We start from the raw sequence: 18,143 nt of genomic DNA on the forward strand, positions 1-18,143 counted from the left end.
GATGAAACTCGAAGAATTGCGCGGCAAGCTGAGTTATCAGGGCATCCTGTTGGGTGGCGTGGCACTGCTGACCAGCGCGGCGCTGGCCTATGCGGCCCGCATCACCGAAGCGGACATCAAGGCGGCGGAAGCAGCTGACCTCAAGCTGTCGCTGACGCAAGTGCTGCCGGGCGAATACGAAAACGACCTGCTCAAGGACACGATCAAACTGCCCGGCAAAGAGGGCGCGGTGCTGGTGTATCGCGGACGCCGTGCGGGCAAGGTCGAAGCGGTCGTGTATCGCGTGATCGGCCATGGCTACGCGGGCAACATCGTGTGCGTGATGGGTGTGTCGCGCGAGGGCAAGATCCTCGGTGTGCGCGTCATCAGCCACAAGGAAACGCCGGGGCTGGGCGACAAGATCGAGCCGGCCAAGGGCAACTGGATACACGCTTTCGAGGGGCGTTGGCTGGGCGACCCGCCCCTGGAGAAATGGGCGGTGAAGAAAGACGGCGGCATATTCGACCAGTTCGCCGGAGCCACCATCACCCCGCGCGGCGTGGTCAAGGCGGTGAAGGGCGGGTTGGAATTCTTCGAACAGAATCGAACCGCGCTGCTTGAAGGTGCGGCAACGGAAGGAGGCGAGAAATGAGCGAGAACTACGGACGCATCACGCGCGACGGCTTGTGGGACAACAACATCGTCTTCGCGCAGATACTCGGCATGTGCCCGACCATGGCCGTGACCAGCAGCGCCACCAACGGCCTTGGCATGGGCTTGGCGACCACGGCAGTGCTGCTCGCCGCCAACGCCATCATCTCGGCGGCGCGCGACCTCATCAGCCCGGACGTGCGCATCCCGGTTTACATCGTGCTGATCGCCACACTGGTGACGCTGGTGGACGTGAGCCTGAATGCATGGGCGCACGACCTGTACAAGGTGCTCGGCCTGTACATCGCGCTGATCGTGGCCAACTGCGCCGTGCTCGGACGCGCCGAGGCCTTCGCCGCCAAGAACGGCGTGGCCGCTTCGGCCATGGACGGCTTGATGATGGGACTGGGATTTACCTTCGCGCTGACGCTGATTGGCGGTATCCGGGAACTGCTGGGTGCGGGCACGCTATTCGCAAATGCTCATTTGTTGCTGGGACAGACTTTCGCATTCCTGGAGACCACGGTGATTCCCGAATACAAGGGCTACCTGCTGATGATCCTGCCCCCGGGCGGTTTCATGGTGCTGGGATTCCTGCTGGCAGGCAAGCGCGTCCTCGAGAGCCGCCGCGCGGCGCGTGCCCAATTGGTTGCTGCCGAATCGGCAGCGAGTTAGGAGAGATCATGCAAATCGGCGTCGCTTTTTCCGAACCCGCACAACAACTCTGGCTGCGCATCGAAGTGCCCGAGGAGGCCACCGTGCAACTAGCCATCGAGCAGTCCGGCATCCTCAAGAAATTTCCGTATATCGATCTGGCGGAATACAAGGTCGGCATCTTCGGCAAAGTGGCTGAACTGGATGCGGCGCTCAGGCCAGGAGATCGGGTGGAGATCTATCGCGCTATCACCGCCGATCCGGCAACTGTGCCGCGCCGCGTGATCGCCGGCGATGACGACGAATAGCAGCGCGACCATTTCCCGGCTTCCACTACTCGAACATGAAAAAACCAACATTACATCAGCGCCTGAGGGCAAAGAGACGCAGCCAGTCGCTTGTGATAGGACTCACCTGGTACACCGAGGAAACCTGGGCCGAGGTAAAGGCTACCGCATCGGATCCGGAATGTTTCGAGGAGTCATTTGCAAAGTGGAAAGCAATGGCCGTCTCGGCTCGCAGAGAGTTTCAGCGTTCCGGGGTGCGCGCGATCGAATGCCTGATAGCTCCGCAAGAGTTTGCGGCGTGGTGCGCGCTGAACAGCCAGGAAAACAACGCCACATCAAGGGCCGAGTTCGTCTCGGAAAAGTTGACTGCCGCCCAAGGGGGAAGTTAAGTTCCCGCAACGCCAGCAATCAAGCAGGATGAGAATCCGTTCACATATTCCCCGTTCGACGCGCTTTTCAGATGCATCGCCAGCGCGCTGTCCATCATCGCCAGATGTGAGTCGAACCATTCCATCAATCCTTCCCGCACATATGCCCGCACCAGCAGGATGCGGCCGCGCCTGAGGCTGCGGTTGAGCTGTTGCAGTTCGCCCAGCACGCGGTGATGTTCGCTTTCGTGTTCCGGCAGCCCCCTGTATTTCGAGGCGCGCATCAACCGGCCTTCTTCGGTGAAGTGGATGCGGGTATGGTTGATCAAAGCCTGGAACAGGGCGGGAAACTCCGCGTCGCTCGCGCCGATCAACGCGGCCACTTGCCGGATGAACTCCTGATGGGTGAGATCCATTTGCGCCACATTCAGCGCGTGGCGCGATTCATTCCAGATCGCGTGATGCTTGCTCATGCTGCGGCGAGGCTGCCGTCCAGGCTTTGTGCGGCGGTGAGGAAGTCCGCCACGTCGGCATTCACGATCTCGATGTTGAGCCTTCCCAGGAAACGTTTCTCCTTGTCGGTGGGATGGGGGATGAGCGCCCAGCCGGCGGGCTTGTCCGCGCCGAAGATGATGTCGGAGAACACCATGCGGTCGGTGTCGCGGTTGAGACGCAGGCCCAGCAGCAGGTAGCGTTTGTTCTGGCGCATGCGTTTGACGAACGAAGGAATGGCGAAGCCGCCCATCAACTCGGTGATGTAATCGACGAAGTCGGCATCGGAAGCGATGTAGTTCGATTCCGGCAAGGGCGTGCCCAGCGGCTTGAACAGGATGGGCAGACTGGCATCCACCGCTTCCTGCTCGACGGCAGAATAACTAGCTCCATCGTAGTGGAAGAGGCGGAAGCGGTATTCCTTGCTGGAGATGCGCGCGACGCCGACGACCAGCGTGTGCGGCGTGGCGGCATATTGCTTTTGCAGCTGTGTGTCGCGGTTGGCGTCGACGATGCAGGGCAGTTTTTGTTGCGCCAGCCAGCCGTGCAGTGCGGAGTTGCTCCATTGCGTATCGCGGTAAGTGGTGTCGAGAAAGCGATTGAGCGTCGAGCGGCCGCGCTTCAGTTCCACGTTCATCGCCGCGCGCGGGAACTCGAACATCAGCTTGGGTGCCATCGGCTGGCCGTTGTTCATAGCCAGGATCAGGCTGTCGCTGTCGGCGGGGATGGTCTTGCCGGTTGCCGGGTCGATCACACCGTCGAGCGCGCCGGGGCCGAGATAGGGGACTACGCTGCCTTCGGACAGGCCGGAAAAGATGCTTTCAAATGCGGTACTCATAGGAATGACTCCTTGTGGCGTTGATGCGGGATCATTCGCAATAATCGCGCCAGCGCGTGCATCCAGTATCGGCGCTGGTTGCAGTGGGGTGGGGTTTGGAGCGAATACGACAAAGTCGAAATGCTTGTCGCACAAGGGGCGGGGGTAGGGAGCTTTGCGGCTGCAAACACCGCAGCAGAGGGCCAGATCGCCGGAAGCTGAAGTGCAGTTGCCGCTCATCCGGATTCGATCCCAACAGATTTTTGATGGCATATTCACCAAACCAAAGAACCGACAAATTTGATGGACAAGCGCACACCCATATCAAATAATCCGCCCCTGATTTCCCCCCCCGTTTTCGTTATCCCTGGAAATTTCAAAATGAAATACCTGAAGATCGCAGTCCTGTTCGTTGTCGCTTATATGTTGGATCTCGCTGCTCCGACCCTGCTTGAACGCATAGCCGAGTTGGGCGGCACGGAAACGGCCATCGCCAACTCCCTGTGGTGTCTGGGATTGTTCCTGGGATTCGGCTGGGCGTGCAGCAAGTTCGCCGAAGGCACCGTTTTCCCCAGCTTCACCCTGCAACTTCTGATCGGCATCGTCCTGCACGATGCACTGGCGCCCATCGCCTCGCAGATGATGCTCGCTGTGGTTGTCTGTACCGCGCTTGCCGCCATCATCCTGAAGGGCGGCGGCGACGAGGTCGACCGGCGCGATTTCGTGAAGATTGCTTTTCCCACCGTGATGATCGCGCTGGTGGGTTATCTCATCACCTTCTTCGTCATGTTCCCCATCCTGCTGGCGCTAGGACTCGACGGCAAGCTCGCGGCCCTGCTCGCCGCCATCATCGGCTCCACCGACCCGGCGGCGCTGATCCCGACCCTGAAAGCCATTGCTTTCAAGGACGAGTACAAGCGCCTCGCCAACATTTCGGTGGCCGAAAGCGCCATCAACGATGCGGTGGGCGCCATCTTCGTGGCCGCCATCGCTTCCATGATCTTGGCGGGCAATTCACTGGATTCGCTGGGCGCTCTTGTTTCCGGCCTGTTCAGCGCCGAGAACATGATGCACCTCGGCGGCCAGTTCCTGTTCGGCGCCTTCGCCGGTGTCATCGGCTGGGTCGCCATGTACGGATACGAGATCTACAAATCGCGTGACAACGCACGCAACGTGGGTGAGACTGCCTACGACTTCGCGATGGTGCTGGCGATCCCGCTGGTCACCTTCCTGCTGGCGCAGATGATCCACGGCAACGGCTTCCTGGCGGCCTTCGTCGCCGGTCTGCTCGCCAACTACAACCATGGCAAGGAATACTTCCACAAGACCCTGCACACCATGGAGATCAAGATCGAGAGTATCGCCAAGCCCACCATCTTCATGATGGTCGGTCCTTTCGTCTCGCTGGGTAACCTGTGGGAGACCGCCGTGCTCGGGCTGCTGGTGTCGCTCGCCTTCATTCTCATCGCCCGCCCCGTGGCCGTCCTGCTCTCCATGCTGCCCACCAACCTCAGCATCAAGGACAAACTCTTCTTGAGCGCGGTGCGCGAGACGGGAGTCATCCCGGTGGTGCTGGCCGTCATCACCGTCGCGCAGTTCCCGGAAATGACGCAGCTCATGCCGCTGACCGCCTGGGTCGTCATCTGGACACTGACCCTGCTCCCGGCAATCACGCCGTGGTGGTCAAGAAAACTCGGTATCGTGAAATAAGCGGAAGGGCGCAATGCCTGCGGGTGTCGCGCCAGGGTGGAACAGCGATGCTGCCCCATTAGTTTCCTGTAGGGTGGGCACGTATTCTGTGCCCACGCTGTTGGGTATTCCGCGTGGGCGCGACAGCGTGCCCACCTTTCAATACGCCGCCATCCCCACCTCATACAACCCGCCAATCACCGCGTATTCCTCTTCCCCTCGCAGCATGTCCGGCAGCAGCCGGGTGTAATAGGCGATCTTGCTCAGCGGCACTTCGGCGGTGAGCAGGTAGTCTCCGAATTCGTCGGCGCGTTCTTTATTGGCGGTGAAGGAGCTCAGGCTGTTGAGCAGCACCACGCGGCGCTTGCCGTCCAGTTGCGCCAGCGTCTCGTGGTCGTCCATGCGGTTCACGCCGCGGTATAGAGTGAGGTGCATCTTGCCTGGATGCGATCGTGCGAGTTCGTACTGGCAATAGGTGTAGAGCAGGTCGAGCTGCGCTTCGAGCGCATTGGTTCCATACAGGCCGGCGGAGCGCATCTCCAGGTAGCGGCGGTAGGTGTCGTCCGAGAAGTCGCGTATCGGCCCGCCGTGGTAGCGCTGCAACAGGCCGAAGCGCGATTCCACCCAGCCCTTCATCACCGCGCCTTCGCGCCCGTCCGCATCGAATGCCCAGCCGCGCACCATCCTCAGGTAATCCGCCCGGCTGCGGTCCAGCGTGGAGTCGGCGGTAAAACCGGCCTGTTCCGGCTGGCCCAGGAAGAACGAGGCGTTCATGTGCAGCATGAAGGCATGTGCGCGCTCCTTTACGTCGTCGAGTTTATCCAGCAGTTCGAACAGGCCGCGATGCAGTTCCTTCACGCCGTCGAGTTCGAGCGCTACGGGCGCGTGCTGGAAGGTGAGGCTGCCGAGGATGGCGGCGGGCAGGTTGCAACGGTTGATCGGCAGGCGCGCGGACTTCGGCAGCGGGATCGCCGGGGCACCGGACGTTGTCGGCACTCCTACAAAGCCGATTTCTTTGTCGCGTTCCCCATCCGCTTTTGCGCTTGAGGTGGAATGATTTTCCGTTTGCATTTCAATGTGTTGAGTGGCGTGGCGCGGACTGGCATGGAGCTTGCGGAAGTAGGGGGGCGAGCGACAGTTTTCAATCGCGATTCAAATTCAGCAACCTCTAAGGAGACTAACATGGCACTGCGTCAATGCGCAATTTACGGGAAGGGCGGTATCGGTAAATCGACTACCACCCAGAATCTGGTGGCGGCTCTGGCCGAAGCCGGCAAGAAGGTAATGATCGTCGGCTGCGATCCGAAGGCTGACTCCACTCGCCTGATCCTGCACTCCAAGGCACAGAACTCCGTGATGGAACTGGCGGCCGAAGCGGGCAGCGTGGAAGACCTGGAACTCGAAGATGTGCTGTCGGTTGGTTTCGGCGGCGTGAAGTGCGTCGAGTCCGGTGGTCCTGAGCCTGGCGTCGGCTGCGCCGGCCGCGGCGTGATCACCGCCATCAACTTCCTCGAAGAAGAAGGTGCGTACGACGACGAACTCGACTTCGTGTTCTACGACGTGCTGGGTGACGTGGTGTGCGGCGGTTTCGCGATGCCGATCCGCGAGAACAAGGCGCAGGAGATCTACATCGTTTGCTCCGGCGAAATGATGGCGATGTACGCCGCCAACAACATTGCCAAGGGCATCGTGAAGTATGCGAACTCCGGCGGCGTGCGTCTGGCCGGCCTGATCTGCAACAGCCGTAATACCGACCGCGAAGACGAGCTGATCATCGCGCTGGCCGAGCGCCTGGGCACCCAGATGATCCACTTCGTGCCGCGCGACAACGCTGTGCAGCACGCCGAGATCCGCCGCATGACCGTGATCGAATACGACCCGAAGGCGAAGCAGGCCGACGAGTACCGCGCTCTGGCTCGCAAGGTGGTGGACAACAAGAAGTTCGTTATCCCCACTCCGATCACCATGGACGAGTTGGAAGAACTGTTGATGGAGTTCGGCATCATGGAAGCGGAAGACGAATCCATCATCGGCAAGGCTGCTGCCGCAGCCTGATAGCAAGGTGTTAAGGACGGCGGGCCGTTGGTTGTTGGGTACGGCCCGCCATCCTTACCGAGACTAAACCTGATAGACGTCTCCACATATTGGTGGGTCGTCAAAGGAGAACGAAATGTCTGCATTGACACGCGAAGAGACCGAAGCCCTCATCCAGGAGGTGCTCGAGGTCTATCCCGAGAAAGCGAAGAAAGACCGCGCCAAGCATCTGGCGGTCAACGATCAATCCATCGAACAGTCCAAGAAGTGCATCACCTCCAACCGCAAATCGTTGCCGGGCGTGATGACCATTCGCGGCTGCGCCTACGCCGGTTCCAAGGGCGTGGTGTGGGGCCCGATCAAGGACATGATCCACATTTCCCACGGCCCGGTCGGCTGCGGCCAGTATTCCCGCGCCGGTCGCCGTAACTACTACGTCGGTACCACCGGCGTGAACACATTCGGCACGATGAACTTCACTTCCGACTTCCAGGAAAAGGACATCGTGTTCGGCGGCGACAAGAAGCTCGCCAAGCTGATCGGTGAGATCGAGACCCTGTTCCCGCTGAACAAAGGTATCTCGGTGCAGTCCGAGTGCCCGATCGGCCTGATCGGCGACGACATCGAGGCGGTGTCGAAGAAGGCGGCCAAGGAGATCAACAAGCCGGTCGTGCCGGTGCGCTGCGAAGGTTTCCGCGGCGTGTCGCAATCGCTCGGCCACCACATCGCCAACGACGCGATCCGCGACTGGGTGCTGGGCAACCGCGACGGCCAGGCGTTCGAGTCTACTCCGTATGACGTGACCATCATCGGCGACTACAACATCGGCGGCGACGCCTGGGCGACGCGCACCATCCTGGAAGACATGGGACTGCGCGTGATCGCGCAATGGTCCGGCGACGGCACCATCGCCGAGATGGAGAACACCCCGAAGGCCAAGCTGAACCTGCTGCACTGCTACCGCTCGATGAACTATATCAGCCGTCACATGGAAGAGAAGTACGGCATCCCGTACATGGAATACAACTTCTTCGGTCCGACCAAGATCGAGGCATCCATTCGCGAGATCGCCAGTTTCTTCGACGACAAGATCAAGGCGAATGCAGAGAAGGTCATCGCCAAGTACAAGCCGATCATGCAGGGCATCATCGACAAGTACAAGCCGCGCCTGCAAGGAAAGCGCGTGATGCTGTACGTCGGCGGCCTGCGTCCGCGCCACATCATCGGCGCTTACGAAGATCTGGGCATGGAAGTGGTCGGCACCGGTTACGAGTTCGCGCACAACGATGACTACGACCGCACCATCAAGGAGATGGGCAACTCGACTCTGCTGTACGACGACGTCACCGGCTTCGAGTTCGAAGAGTTCGTGAAGCGCGTCAAGCCCGACCTGGTCGGCTCCGGCATCAAGGAAAAGTTCATCTTCCAGAAGATGGGCATCCCTTTCCGCCAGATGCACAGCTGGGACTATTCCGGCCCGTATCACGGCTACGACGGCTTCGCCATCTTCGCCCGCGACATGGATATGACCTTGAACAACCCGTGCTGGAGCAAGTTGGCCGCCCCGTGGTTGAAACAGTCTGAACCGGTCGCCGAGAAGGTCGCTGCGTAAGTAATTGGGGACGGCGCCCGTCGCCGTCCAAAAATCAATCTGTGCCGGCATCTGCAAATTGGCAGTGCGGCTAAGGAGATAAACATGCAACAAGTCGATGACATCAAACCTTGTTATCCGCTGTTCCGTCAGGACGAGTACAAGGAAACGCTGAAAAACAAACAGGCGCTGTTCGAAGAGCGTCACGATTCCGCGAAGATCGAAGAGACCTTCAAGTGGACCACCACGATGGAATACCGCGAGCTGAACTTCAAGCGCGAGGCCCTGACCGTGAACCCGGCCAAGGCATGCCAACCGCTGGGCGCTGTGCTGTGCGCGCTGGGGTTCGAGAAGACCCTGCCGTATGTGCACGGTTCGCAGGGCTGCGTGGCTTACTTCCGTTCCTACTTCAACCGTCACTTCCGCGAGCCGGTCTCCTGTGTCTCCGACTCCATGACCGAAGACGCAGCCGTGTTCGGCGGCCAGAAGAACATGATCGACGGCCTGGAGAACGCCAAGGCGCTGTACAAGCCGGACATGATCGCCGTAAGCACCACCTGCATGGCGGAAGTCATCGGCGACGACCTGAACGCCTTCATCCGCAACACCAAGAAGGCAGGCAACATCCCCGAGGACTATCCGGTCCCGTTTGCGCACACACCGTCTTTCGTGGGCTCGCATGTCACCGGCTGGGACAACATGTTCGAAGGGGTCATCCGCTACTTCACCCTGAACAGCATGGACGACAAGGTGCCGGGCAAGAACGGCAAGATCAACATCGTTCCCGGTTTCGAGACCTACCTCGGCAACTACCGCGTGATGCACCGCATGCTGGGCGAGATGGGCGTGGACTACACCCTGTTGAGCGACCCGACCGAAGTGCTGGATACTCCGGCCGACGGCCAGTTCCGCATGTATGCAGGCGGAACCACTCAGGAACAAGTGAAGGATGCGCCTAACGCTGCCACCACTTTCCTGTTGCAACCGATGCAACTCGACAAGACCAAGAAGTATGTCGAGACCACATGGAAGCATGAAGTGCCGAAGCTCAGCATCCCGATGGGCCTGGATTGGACCGACGAGTTTCTGATGAAGGTCGCGGAGGTCACCGGCAAGGAGATTCCCGCATCGCTGGCGCTGGAGCGTGGCCGTCTGGTCGACATGATGACCGATAGCCACACCTGGCTGCACGGCAAGAAGATCAGCCTGTACGGCGATCCCGACTTCACGCTGGGCATGACCAAGTTCCTCACCGAGTTGGGCATCGAGCCGCTGCACGTGCTGTGCAACAACGGCGGCAAGAAGTGGGAGAAGGCCATGCGCAAGATGCTGGACGAGACCCCTTACGGCAAGAACACCCAGCTGTTCGCGGGCGCTGATCTGTGGCACTTCCGTTCGCTGGTGCTGACCGAGAAGCCTGATTTCATGATCGGCAACAGCTACGCCAAGTTCATCCAGCGCGACACGCTGGCCAAGGGCAAGGAGTTCGAAGTTCCGCTGATCCGCATCGGCTTCCCGATCTTCGACCGTCACCACCTGCATCGCTCGACGACCCTGGGTTACGAAGGCGCCATGCAAGTGCTGACCACTATCGTGAACGCGGTACTGGAACGTCTGGACGAAGAGACCAGAGGCATGGGAACGACCGACTACAACCACGACCTGGTTCGTTAAGGCAGGAGCCGGGATACGGGATACGGGATACAGGGACGCTGCCCTGTATCCCGACTCCTGACTCCTGAATCCTGCAATTCCAAAGGAATTGCAAATGGCAAACATCATGATCCGTCGCGACAGCAAGGGCAGTTATCAGTTCTACCTGCCCAAGCGCGATCTCGAGGACACCATCGTTTCGATGGAGTTCGATACCCAGGAGAAATGGGGGGGAGAGATCAAGCTAAACAACGGCGGGACTTATTACATCGAGCCTCAAGTCGCGCCTGCGCGATTGCCTTATTCGGTGCGCGCCAAGCGCCTCGATGCGGCGGAATAAACGAAAAGGAGAATCATCATGGCAATGAAGATCAATGCAGATTTGTGCACCTCCTGCGGTGATTGCGAACCGGAATGCCCTACGGCTTCCATTAGCACGAAGAAGGGCATGTACGTCATCAACGCAAGCGAATGTACCGAGTGCGACGGTGAATACGACAAGCCGCAATGCGTGAAGATCTGCCCGATCAAGGGTTGCATCACACAGATCGCAGCGTAATCCCTGAAGGCTATTGTAGGAGCACGCCCTGCGTGCGATCACATTCCGTTCGCGAGCATGTCTCGCTCCTACAGGCTGAACGAACAAGAGGTAATCATGACCACTGCCGCCGTCATCACCAAACCCGCCGCCCTGCGCATCGCACTGGCCGCCCGCGTCCTCTCGGAAGTGGACACCGGCGCACTGGTGGCGAAGCTGGGCAATCAATTAGGCTTGCCGATCACCGAAGAGAAACTCGCCAAGGTGACCGTGGCTGACCTCAAACTCATCCTTTCCGGCGAAGAGACCGTCGAGCCGGACGTGGACGGTGCTTCCATCAAACTTGCCGTGCGCCACCTGTGGGGCGAATCCGGCGACGCTGAGAACTTGCCGCCGCTGGACGTTTACTCCGATGGCGACCTGCCCGGCAGCCTGCGTGTGGCCGTGGCCTCCAACACCGAAGAGAACCTCGACGGCCATTTCGGCTCATGCCCGCGCTTCCTCGTCTACCAAGTCGGGCGCAACGACATCCGCCTCATCGACGCGCGTTCCACCCTCATCTCCGACGATGCGGAAGACAAGAACGTCGCGCGTGCCGAACTCATCAACGACTGCCAGATCGTCTATGTACAGTCCATCGGCGGTCCCGCCGCAGCCAAGGCCGTGCGCGCCAACGTCCATCCCGTGAAAGTGCCGGAAGGCGGCAAGGCGCGCGCCACCCTGCAACGCCTGCAGGCCGTGCTTGATGCGCCGCCGCCCTGGCTGGCCAAGATCCTCGGCGTGGAAGCGAAGTCGCTAAGCCGGTTCACCGAGGCAGAAGAAGAGTAATCAAATGCTCACCGAAGAAACACTGGAACGGATCGCCAATGCTGCGGCCGCACTGCGCGAATTGAACGAAGATGCGCTGGCCGGTTTGAAACAGATATGGCCGGACCTGCGCTTCACTTTCTGCAGCGACGACGACATGCCCGCCCGGATGCCGCCCGCGCTGCAGCGCAATAAATTCAACCTCTACCTGGTGGGCGGTGGCGAACACTGCCTTAGTTTGACCACCGACCCGCTGCAAGCCATTGGCGTGGTACTGGCGTGGGTGGATGGAGAGGATTAGTTTTCCGGGTGGTTCGGAAAACGATAACGGGCACATCTGTGCCCGTTTTGTTTTAGTAATGCCGCTCAACCATAACGTATGTTCAGCTGGCCGCGATCAGGGCCATGCCAGTGCGGGCGAAGCCCAGTGTGGCGGGAATTCCGGCATTCGGCGCGACTGCGTTATAGCGCGAAGGTTGTAACGATTGTCCCAATTTGTTGGTAAGCCAACAAAACAGGGGCTTGGGCGCGACCGGACCGACATGTCGACGGAGTTGCCGAATTCAGCAGCAGCGTAGGGAAGGTGGCTGAAATGTCCAGGGTGGCATCGCTTTTGCTCATCGTTGTGGGGGCAAGGTTATAACGCGTGAGGTCATCATGGTGCTATCGGTCGCAGAAAAAACAGAAACCAGTGTCATTCCCAAGCTGAAGTTTTCCAGGGGGCGGCGCTGGGATCATCTGGAGTTGCTGGAGCGCATCGACGCGACCGGCTCCATCTCGGCGGCGTCGAATGCGATGGGAATGAGCTACAAGACGGCCTGGGAAGCGGTGGAGGCGATCAACAACCTGTCCGAACACCCGCTGGTGGAACGCAAGACTGGCGGACAGAAGGGCGGGGGCACGACGCTGACTGTTTATGGCCGCCGGGTGGTGGGGGCGTATCGCCGCCTGGAGCAGGAGCGCGAGCAAGTCCTCAAGACGTTAGGCCGCATCATGGATGACTTCGATGAGTACTACCACATGATCAGGAGATTCGACATGAAGACAAGTGCGCGCAACCAGTTTCTGGGCAAAGTGAAAAGCATCAAGCTGGGACAGATCAACGCGGAGGTGGTGATGGACATTGGCGGCGACACGCTCGCGGCGGTGATCACCAACGAGAGCGTGGAACATCTGGGTCTGAAGGTCGGTTCGGAAGCCTATGCGATGGTGAAAGCACCCTGGGTGATCGTGACTACTTCGGACGGCTTTCGGACCAGTGCGCGCAACGAGCTGCACGGCACCGTGGTGCGCTGCAATGAAGGAGCGATCAACGGCGAGGTCATCATCGAACTGGCGGGCGGCAAGAGTGTCGCGGCCATCGTGACAAACGACAGCATCAAATCGCTGGGGCTCAAAGAGGGGGTAAAGGCATGCGCGCTGATCAAGGCGTCGCATGTGATTCTGGCCGTGAACGCATAAGGAGATGGAAATGAAATCGGGCATGATGCGGTTGTTGGGCGCGTTGCTGTTCGGCGCATCGATGCAAGCGGCGAATGCGGGCGAAGTGAGTGCGGCGGTGGCGGCGAATTTCACCGAGCCGATGGAGCGGATCGTCAAGCTGTTCCAGGCGGAGAGCGGGCATACGGTCAGAGTCAGCCTGGGCTCCACCGGAAAGTTTTATTCGCAGATACAGAACGGCGCACCATTCGATGTGCTGGTCGCTGCGGATGAGAAAATGCCGCTACGTCTCGAGAAAGAAGGCTTGGCGGTGGAAGGCTCGCGCTTTGTTTATGCCGTCGGCAAGCTGGCGCTGTGGAGTGCGCAGCCCGGTTTGGTGGATGGCAAAGGCGCGATATTGCGCAAGGGCAATTACAACAAACTCGCTATCGGCGACTCCAAGCTGGCGAGTTATGGAACGGCAGCGAAGGAAGCATTGGAAGAGTTTGGGTTGTGGAATGCGGTACAGGGCAAACTGGTGACGGGCGAGAACATCACGCAGACCTACCAGTTTGCGGCCACGGGCAATGCCGATCTCGCCTTCGTCGCGCTGTCGCAGATCGTCAAGGACGGCAAGGTGACGGAAGGTTCATACTGGATTGTGCCTTCGCATCTATATAACCCCATCCGGCAGAGTGCGGTGGAATTGAGTGCTGCGAAAGATAAAGCTGCTATACGTGCATTTCTCGCATTCCTGAAGAGCGAGAAGGCAAAAGCGGTCATCCGCAGTTTTGGCTACGAATTGCCCAAGTAATCATGTCCGGCATCGACCCGCTCGATCTCCAGTCCCTTTGGCTCACGCTCAAACTGGCGAGTGTCACGACGCTGATTCTGCTGTGTGTGGCCACACCGCTAGCATGGTGGTTGGCGCATAACCGTCGTTGGTACAAAGGGCCGGTCGCGGCAGTAGTGGCCCTGCCGCTGGTGCTGCCGCCGACGGTGTTGGGTTTTTATCTGTTGTTGTTGATGGGGCCGCAGGGCGCGGTGGGAGAGTTGACCCGTGCGCTCGACCTCGGCACCTTGCCGTTCACCTTCACCGGGCTGGTGGTCGGCTCGGTGCTGTTCTCGCTGCCGTTTGCGGTGCATCCGATACAGAACGCGTTCGAGTCCTTAGGCCGGCGTCCGCTGGAAGTGGCGGTGACCTTGCGCGCGGGTGCGTGGGACAGGTTCTTCAGCGTGGCGCTGCCGCTTGCCAAGCCCGGTTTCCTCACCGCGATCATTCTCGCCTTCGCGCATACGGTCGGCGAGTTCGGCGTGGTGCTGATGCTGGGCGGCAACATCCCCGGCGAGACACGAGTGCTCTCGGTAGCGATTTACAGCCATGTCGAGGCGGTCGAATACGGCGCGGCGCATCTGCTCGCGGGCGGCATGGTGCTGTTCTCGTTCGTCGTGTTGCTCGGGTTGTATCTTGCGGGCGGCAAGTCGTGGAAGGGAGGACGATGAACATCGATAACTCATCTCCAGTAGGAGCGTGCCTTGCACGCGACCGCTCTTCCTGTTCGCGTGCAGGGCACGCTCCTACAGTTGGCCAGCAATCCATTGCCGGGATGAATGTCAGGTTTTCCATGCGACTGGAGAGCTTTGTGCTCGACGCGGCATTCGATGCGCCCGCCACCGGTGTTACTGCATTGTTCGGCCCGTCCGGTTCCGGCAAGACCACGCTGCTGCGCTGCATCGCAGGGCTGGAGCGCGCTCAAGGCTCGTTACACGTGAACGGCGAAACCTGGCAGGACGACACGACCTTTATGCCGGTCCACCAGCGGCCGCTGGGCTATGTGTTCCAGGAAGCCAGCCTGTTCCCGCACCTATCGGTGCGCGCCAATCTGGAATACGGCTACAAACGGATTCCAGTTGCCGAACGCAGAGTGCCGCTGGAACAGGTGGTGGAGTGGCTGGGCCTGAGCCGGCTCATCGAGCGCGGCGACCCGGCGCAACTTTCCGGCGGCGAACGCCAGCGCGTCGCCATCGGCCGCGCGCTGCTCACCAGCCCGCGCGTCCTGCTGATGGACGAGCCGCTGTCCGCGCTCGACACCGCCAGCAAGCAGGAGATATTGCCGTATCTGGAACGTCTGCACCGCGAGCTGAACATTCCCGTGCTCTACGTCAGCCACGCGCTGGACGAAGTGGCGCGGCTGGCCGACCATCTGGTGCTGCTGGAGAAAGGAACGGTCATCGCCAGCGGTGCGCTCGGCGAGACGCTCGCGCGGCTCGATCTGCCCACTGCGCATTTCGACGATGCGGGCGCTGTAGTCGAGGCGGCGGTGGCGCAGCACGATGAGGCCTACCACCTGTCGCGGCTGGACTTTCCCGGCGGGCATCTGTGGGTGGGCAAGGTGGATCAACCCTTCGGCACCCGAGTACGTGCCCGCGTGCTGGCGCGCGACGTGAGCATCGCCACGCAAGTGCCGGAAGGCACCAGCATCAACAACATCCTGAACGCGCGCATCGAAGAGATACGCGACGAGGGGCCGGACAAGGTGATGGTGCGCATGAATGTGGGCGAGTCGCAGATGCTGCTGTCTCGCATCACCCGCCGCTCGCGCGACCATCTTGGCCTGGTCGCGGGGATGTATGTTTGTGCACAGGTGAAGAGTGTCGCATTAACCTGAAGTAGGAGCGTGCCTTGCACGCGACCTCTCTCCCTGGTCGCGTGCAAGGCACGCTCCTACAGTTGTCGACTTATGGATGATATGAACATCGACTTTGCTACTGCCGAAGACCTGCCGCACCTGGCCGACCTGCTCGCCGAGCTGTTCGCGCTGGAAAGCGATTTCCAGCCCGAACGAGACAAGCAACTGCGCGGCCTGCGGCTCATTCTCGACAATCCGGCGCTGGGTCGGCTGTTCGTGCTGCGCGTAGCCGGCCAGGTGGCTGGCATGGCGAATGCACTGATTACCGTCAGCACGGCGGAAGGCGGGCGCGTGCTGCTGCTGGAAGACGTGATCGTATCTCGCGAACATCGCGGCAGCGGGCTGGGGCGGCAACTGGTCGAGCATGTGCTTGCGTGGGCGCGGGAGGAGGGTATGACGCGCGTCACCCTGCTGGCCGACCGCGACAACCGGGCCGCGCTGGATTTCTATCGCAGGCTCGGCTTCGAGCCTTCGCACATGACGGTGCTGCGCAAGATGCTGTCGGATTGATACGCTTCATTTTGTCGCAATCGCGACAAAACTCCACGCGCCGATTTTCCCATTCGACCTTGTATCCCGTCGCCGCTGGCTTTGCGTCATGCCCTGCAAAGTGGCACGTTGGTTGCTCATTCCTTGCATGATTTTCAGCGGAGCAGGAATTGAAGGGTTTGAATATGTCGGAACGTCATTCCGGGGCGACGCCATTGAACGAGGTCGTGCTGGCCGATTGCTCGGCCTGTCCTCATCGCGCGCTGCTGGCGGAAGGAAAGTGTGAGCCGGGCGATGTGTGCCTGATTGCGCAGAGCGGCCGGCAGATAGACCGTTTCTTGCGGCGCAATCCGCAGTTCGCGCAGGAATGCCTGCACGACCCCTTCTGGGAACGGCGCGCCATCGCCACGCGTTACGCGCCGCTGGATGCGTTGCGGCAGATGCCGCGCGACAGGGACGAGGTGGTACGCCGCGTGGTGGCGAGCCGCCTGCCCATCGGCGAGCTGGACGTTTATTTGCGCGACGAAGACCGCGAGGTGCGCATGACGGTCGCGAACCGCATCGCTCCGGAGCGGCTGGGCGAGCTGATCGGCGACGACGATTATCTGGTGCGGCTGACGGCGGCGAAGCGCCTGCCTCACGGCCAGCTGCCGCGCATGGCGCATGACCCCGAGCGCGAAGTGCGCAAGGAAGTGGCGCGCCGGCTGCCGCCGTTTGCGTTGCAGTTCATGGCCCAGGATGCGGACGCGGAGGTGCGATGCATCGTCGCCGAGCGCATGCTGCCTGAGGATGCGGTGCAGATGCTGCACGACGAAGACTGGCTGGTGCGCCTTCAGGCCGCGCAGAGCGCGCCGCTGGAAGCCATCGCCGAATTGGTGGATGATGCCGAATCCGACGTGCGCGCCGCGGTGCGACGGCGGCTGGGCGGATTCCTGCTAGGGGACGAATAACGACACGAGGCAAGACTGATGAGCACACACACGCCTGACAATACCACGCTGAACAACCTTGCCGCCGCTATCGGGGACATTCCGCCGCGTCCGCATCATGCTGCGCTGCTGGAGGTCGCCAACCGCATCCGCCCCGGCATCACCTTCCATTACGCGCTGAACCGCGGCGGCTGGTACCGTCCCGGGGGTGTCATGGCGGCGGATGGCAGGCGCGTCGCAGACAGTCTGGAGCAGTGGGCACAGTCCGAACTCGACGATTGCGGTGGCGACATGCACGAGCTGGTCGAACGCCAGGCGGACAAGGGGCTGCTGGTCACGCGCCACACCGGACGCACACACTATTTTGTCGCGGCCTACGGCCCCGCGCCCGCGGACTTCCTGCAGCTCGAAATCGAAGAATTGCAGGAGGTGCTGGACAGGAATCTGCTCGATGCCGGCAATCCCCCGGACGATTTGCAGGGATTGATCGAGCCGATCGCGCCGGATGTGTTGGAGGCGCAACCGGTCGGCGCGCCGCGCTACCAGTTCCGCAGGCTGATCGACGTGCGTCAGGCCGTCGCCAGGGCGTCATTCGGCGACGGGCGAAAATCCGAGCTGCCGCGCATGTTGTCCGAATGGTCGCACAGCAGCGCGGCAGCACGCGGCCATTTCAGCGACCACTGGATCGTCGCGCTGCGCGAACACCAGGACCGTTACCGCAACCCGGTGACCTCCGTCTCGCTGGTGTCGCGCCACGCGCGCGAACTCAAGCCGTTCCAGTGGAATATCGAGCTTTCCGGCGTGGAACTGTCTGCGCAATTCCAGGCCTTCGATCGTGCCGCGGGCTATCCGTCTGCGTGGTACTTCCACCTCGTCGCGGGAACCTTCACCCCGCCCAAGATCGCCTACGCCGCGGCGCGCGACCTCGATGCGGGGTTCAGCTATCTGCCAGAGACTGAGGCAGTATTGGTGAAGAGCTGGGTGGCAGCGCCGTACTCGGTGTGACACGCTGCGCTGCAGAATTTCTTTACAACATTTTTATGCCGGGGCTGGAAT

At 60.8% G+C, this 18,143-nt stretch carries 22 protein-coding genes; 19 read left to right on the forward strand and 3 right to left on the reverse strand.

Annotation, left to right across the window (positions count from 1 at the left end):
- The first annotated feature begins 1 nt into the window (after position 1).
- The 4 genes from FGKAn22_RS05435 to FGKAn22_RS05450 are packed head-to-tail and all read left to right on the forward strand — an operon-like array spanning position 2 to position 1,960.
- The gene (locus tag FGKAn22_RS05435) at positions 2 to 631 is read left to right on the forward strand and encodes an RnfABCDGE type electron transport complex subunit G (protein WP_212786947.1); all 630 of its coding nucleotides are present in this window, start codon (positions 2 to 4) and stop codon (positions 629 to 631) included.
- On the forward strand, positions 628 to 1,305 hold the full coding sequence (locus tag FGKAn22_RS05440) for an electron transport complex subunit E (protein ID WP_212786948.1): 678 nt from the start codon (positions 628 to 630) through the stop codon (positions 1,303 to 1,305). The genes FGKAn22_RS05435 and FGKAn22_RS05440 overlap by 4 nt, the downstream gene beginning before the upstream one ends.
- Positions 1,306 to 1,313: 8 nt before the next feature.
- On the forward strand, positions 1,314 to 1,592 hold the full coding sequence (locus FGKAn22_RS05445) for an RnfH family protein (protein ID WP_212786949.1): 279 nt from the start codon (positions 1,314 to 1,316) through the stop codon (positions 1,590 to 1,592).
- A gap of 35 nt (positions 1,593 to 1,627) precedes the next feature.
- Positions 1,628 to 1,960 (forward strand): hypothetical protein, encoded by a 333-nt coding sequence (locus tag FGKAn22_RS05450; protein ID WP_212786950.1) that lies wholly within the window; start codon positions 1,628 to 1,630, stop codon positions 1,958 to 1,960.
- Here the strand turns inward: FGKAn22_RS05450 and FGKAn22_RS05455 are convergent.
- Both FGKAn22_RS05455 and FGKAn22_RS05460 read right to left on the reverse strand, forming a co-directional pair.
- Positions 1,957 to 2,412 (reverse strand): bacteriohemerythrin, encoded by a 456-nt coding sequence (locus FGKAn22_RS05455; protein ID WP_212786951.1) that lies wholly within the window; start codon positions 2,410 to 2,412, stop codon positions 1,957 to 1,959. The genes FGKAn22_RS05450 and FGKAn22_RS05455 overlap by 4 nt on opposite strands.
- Complete coding sequence (locus FGKAn22_RS05460) at positions 2,409 to 3,269, reverse strand: SIR2 family protein (protein ID WP_212786952.1); 861 nt, start codon at positions 3,267 to 3,269, stop codon at positions 2,409 to 2,411. The genes FGKAn22_RS05455 and FGKAn22_RS05460 overlap by 4 nt, the downstream gene beginning before the upstream one ends.
- 360 nt (positions 3,270 to 3,629) lie before the next feature.
- Here FGKAn22_RS05460 and FGKAn22_RS05465 point away from each other — a divergent pair, with 360 nt between their 5' ends.
- Positions 3,630 to 4,958 carry a cation:proton antiporter domain-containing protein gene (locus tag FGKAn22_RS05465; RefSeq protein WP_212786953.1) on the forward strand — a complete coding sequence of 443 codons (1,329 nt, stop codon included), beginning with the start codon at positions 3,630 to 3,632 and terminating at the stop codon, positions 4,956 to 4,958.
- 138 nt (positions 4,959 to 5,096) lie between these two features.
- Here the strand turns inward: FGKAn22_RS05465 and FGKAn22_RS05470 are convergent, their stop codons facing one another.
- A complete protein-coding gene (locus FGKAn22_RS05470; protein ID WP_246487469.1) occupies positions 5,097 to 5,933 on the reverse strand; it encodes an NAD(+)--dinitrogen-reductase ADP-D-ribosyltransferase in 837 nt (278 codons plus the stop codon).
- Between the two features lie 186 nt (positions 5,934 to 6,119).
- Between FGKAn22_RS05470 and nifH the strand changes: the two genes are divergently transcribed.
- From nifH to FGKAn22_RS05540, 14 genes are all read left to right on the forward strand, one after another.
- The gene (gene nifH, locus FGKAn22_RS05475; RefSeq protein WP_212786955.1) at positions 6,120 to 6,992 is read left to right on the forward strand and encodes a nitrogenase iron protein; all 873 of its coding nucleotides are present in this window, start codon (positions 6,120 to 6,122) and stop codon (positions 6,990 to 6,992) included.
- A gap of 115 nt (positions 6,993 to 7,107) precedes the next feature.
- Complete coding sequence (gene nifD / locus FGKAn22_RS05480; protein WP_212786956.1) at positions 7,108 to 8,583, forward strand: nitrogenase molybdenum-iron protein alpha chain; 1,476 nt, start codon at positions 7,108 to 7,110, stop codon at positions 8,581 to 8,583.
- A gap of 84 nt (positions 8,584 to 8,667) precedes the next feature.
- A complete protein-coding gene (nifK, locus tag FGKAn22_RS05485) occupies positions 8,668 to 10,236 on the forward strand; it encodes a nitrogenase molybdenum-iron protein subunit beta (RefSeq protein ID WP_212786957.1) in 1,569 nt (522 codons plus the stop codon).
- A gap of 94 nt (positions 10,237 to 10,330) precedes the next feature.
- Entirely contained in the window at positions 10,331 to 10,555 is a 225-nt protein-coding gene (gene nifT / locus FGKAn22_RS05490) for a putative nitrogen fixation protein NifT (protein ID WP_212786958.1), read from the forward strand.
- Positions 10,556 to 10,573: 18 nt separating this feature from the next.
- A complete protein-coding gene (locus tag FGKAn22_RS05495; RefSeq protein ID WP_212786959.1) occupies positions 10,574 to 10,774 on the forward strand; it encodes a 4Fe-4S binding protein in 201 nt (66 codons plus the stop codon).
- 96 nt (positions 10,775 to 10,870) lie between these two features.
- On the forward strand, positions 10,871 to 11,581 hold the full coding sequence (locus FGKAn22_RS05500; protein ID WP_212786960.1) for a dinitrogenase iron-molybdenum cofactor biosynthesis protein: 711 nt from the start codon (positions 10,871 to 10,873) through the stop codon (positions 11,579 to 11,581).
- Between the two features lie 4 nt (positions 11,582 to 11,585).
- Entirely contained in the window at positions 11,586 to 11,861 is a 276-nt protein-coding gene (locus FGKAn22_RS05505; protein ID WP_212786961.1) for a DUF6129 family protein, read from the forward strand.
- Positions 11,862 to 12,217: 356 nt separating this feature from the next.
- Positions 12,218 to 13,021 (forward strand): TOBE domain-containing protein, encoded by an 804-nt coding sequence (locus tag FGKAn22_RS05510; protein WP_212786962.1) that lies wholly within the window; start codon positions 12,218 to 12,220, stop codon positions 13,019 to 13,021.
- Between the two features lie 10 nt (positions 13,022 to 13,031).
- Positions 13,032 to 13,793: a molybdate ABC transporter substrate-binding protein gene (modA, locus tag FGKAn22_RS05515; protein WP_212786963.1), complete on the forward strand. Its 762-nt coding sequence runs from the start codon at positions 13,032 to 13,034 to the stop codon at positions 13,791 to 13,793.
- 2 nt (positions 13,794 to 13,795) lie between these two features.
- Positions 13,796 to 14,482 carry a molybdate ABC transporter permease subunit gene (gene modB, locus FGKAn22_RS05520; RefSeq protein ID WP_212786964.1) on the forward strand — a complete coding sequence of 229 codons (687 nt, stop codon included), beginning with the start codon at positions 13,796 to 13,798 and terminating at the stop codon, positions 14,480 to 14,482.
- 95 nt (positions 14,483 to 14,577) lie between these two features.
- Positions 14,578 to 15,648, forward strand: coding sequence for a molybdenum ABC transporter ATP-binding protein (gene modC / locus FGKAn22_RS05525; protein ID WP_425513856.1), 1,071 nt, complete (start codon positions 14,578 to 14,580; stop codon positions 15,646 to 15,648).
- A gap of 81 nt (positions 15,649 to 15,729) precedes the next feature.
- Positions 15,730 to 16,179, forward strand: coding sequence for a GNAT family N-acetyltransferase (locus FGKAn22_RS05530; protein ID WP_212786966.1), 450 nt, complete (start codon positions 15,730 to 15,732; stop codon positions 16,177 to 16,179).
- A 164-nt stretch (positions 16,180 to 16,343) separates the two neighbouring features.
- The gene (locus tag FGKAn22_RS05535) at positions 16,344 to 17,108 is read left to right on the forward strand and encodes a 4Fe4S-binding leucine-rich repeat protein (protein ID WP_212786967.1); all 765 of its coding nucleotides are present in this window, start codon (positions 16,344 to 16,346) and stop codon (positions 17,106 to 17,108) included.
- A gap of 18 nt (positions 17,109 to 17,126) precedes the next feature.
- The gene (locus FGKAn22_RS05540; RefSeq protein WP_212786968.1) at positions 17,127 to 18,092 is read left to right on the forward strand and encodes a hypothetical protein; all 966 of its coding nucleotides are present in this window, start codon (positions 17,127 to 17,129) and stop codon (positions 18,090 to 18,092) included.
- Positions 18,093 to 18,143 lie beyond the last annotated feature (51 nt).

Origin of the sequence: Ferrigenium kumadai (assembly GCF_018324385.1) — a bacterium.
In the GTDB taxonomy this organism is placed as follows: Bacteria; Pseudomonadota; Gammaproteobacteria; order Burkholderiales; family Gallionellaceae; genus Gallionella; species Gallionella kumadai.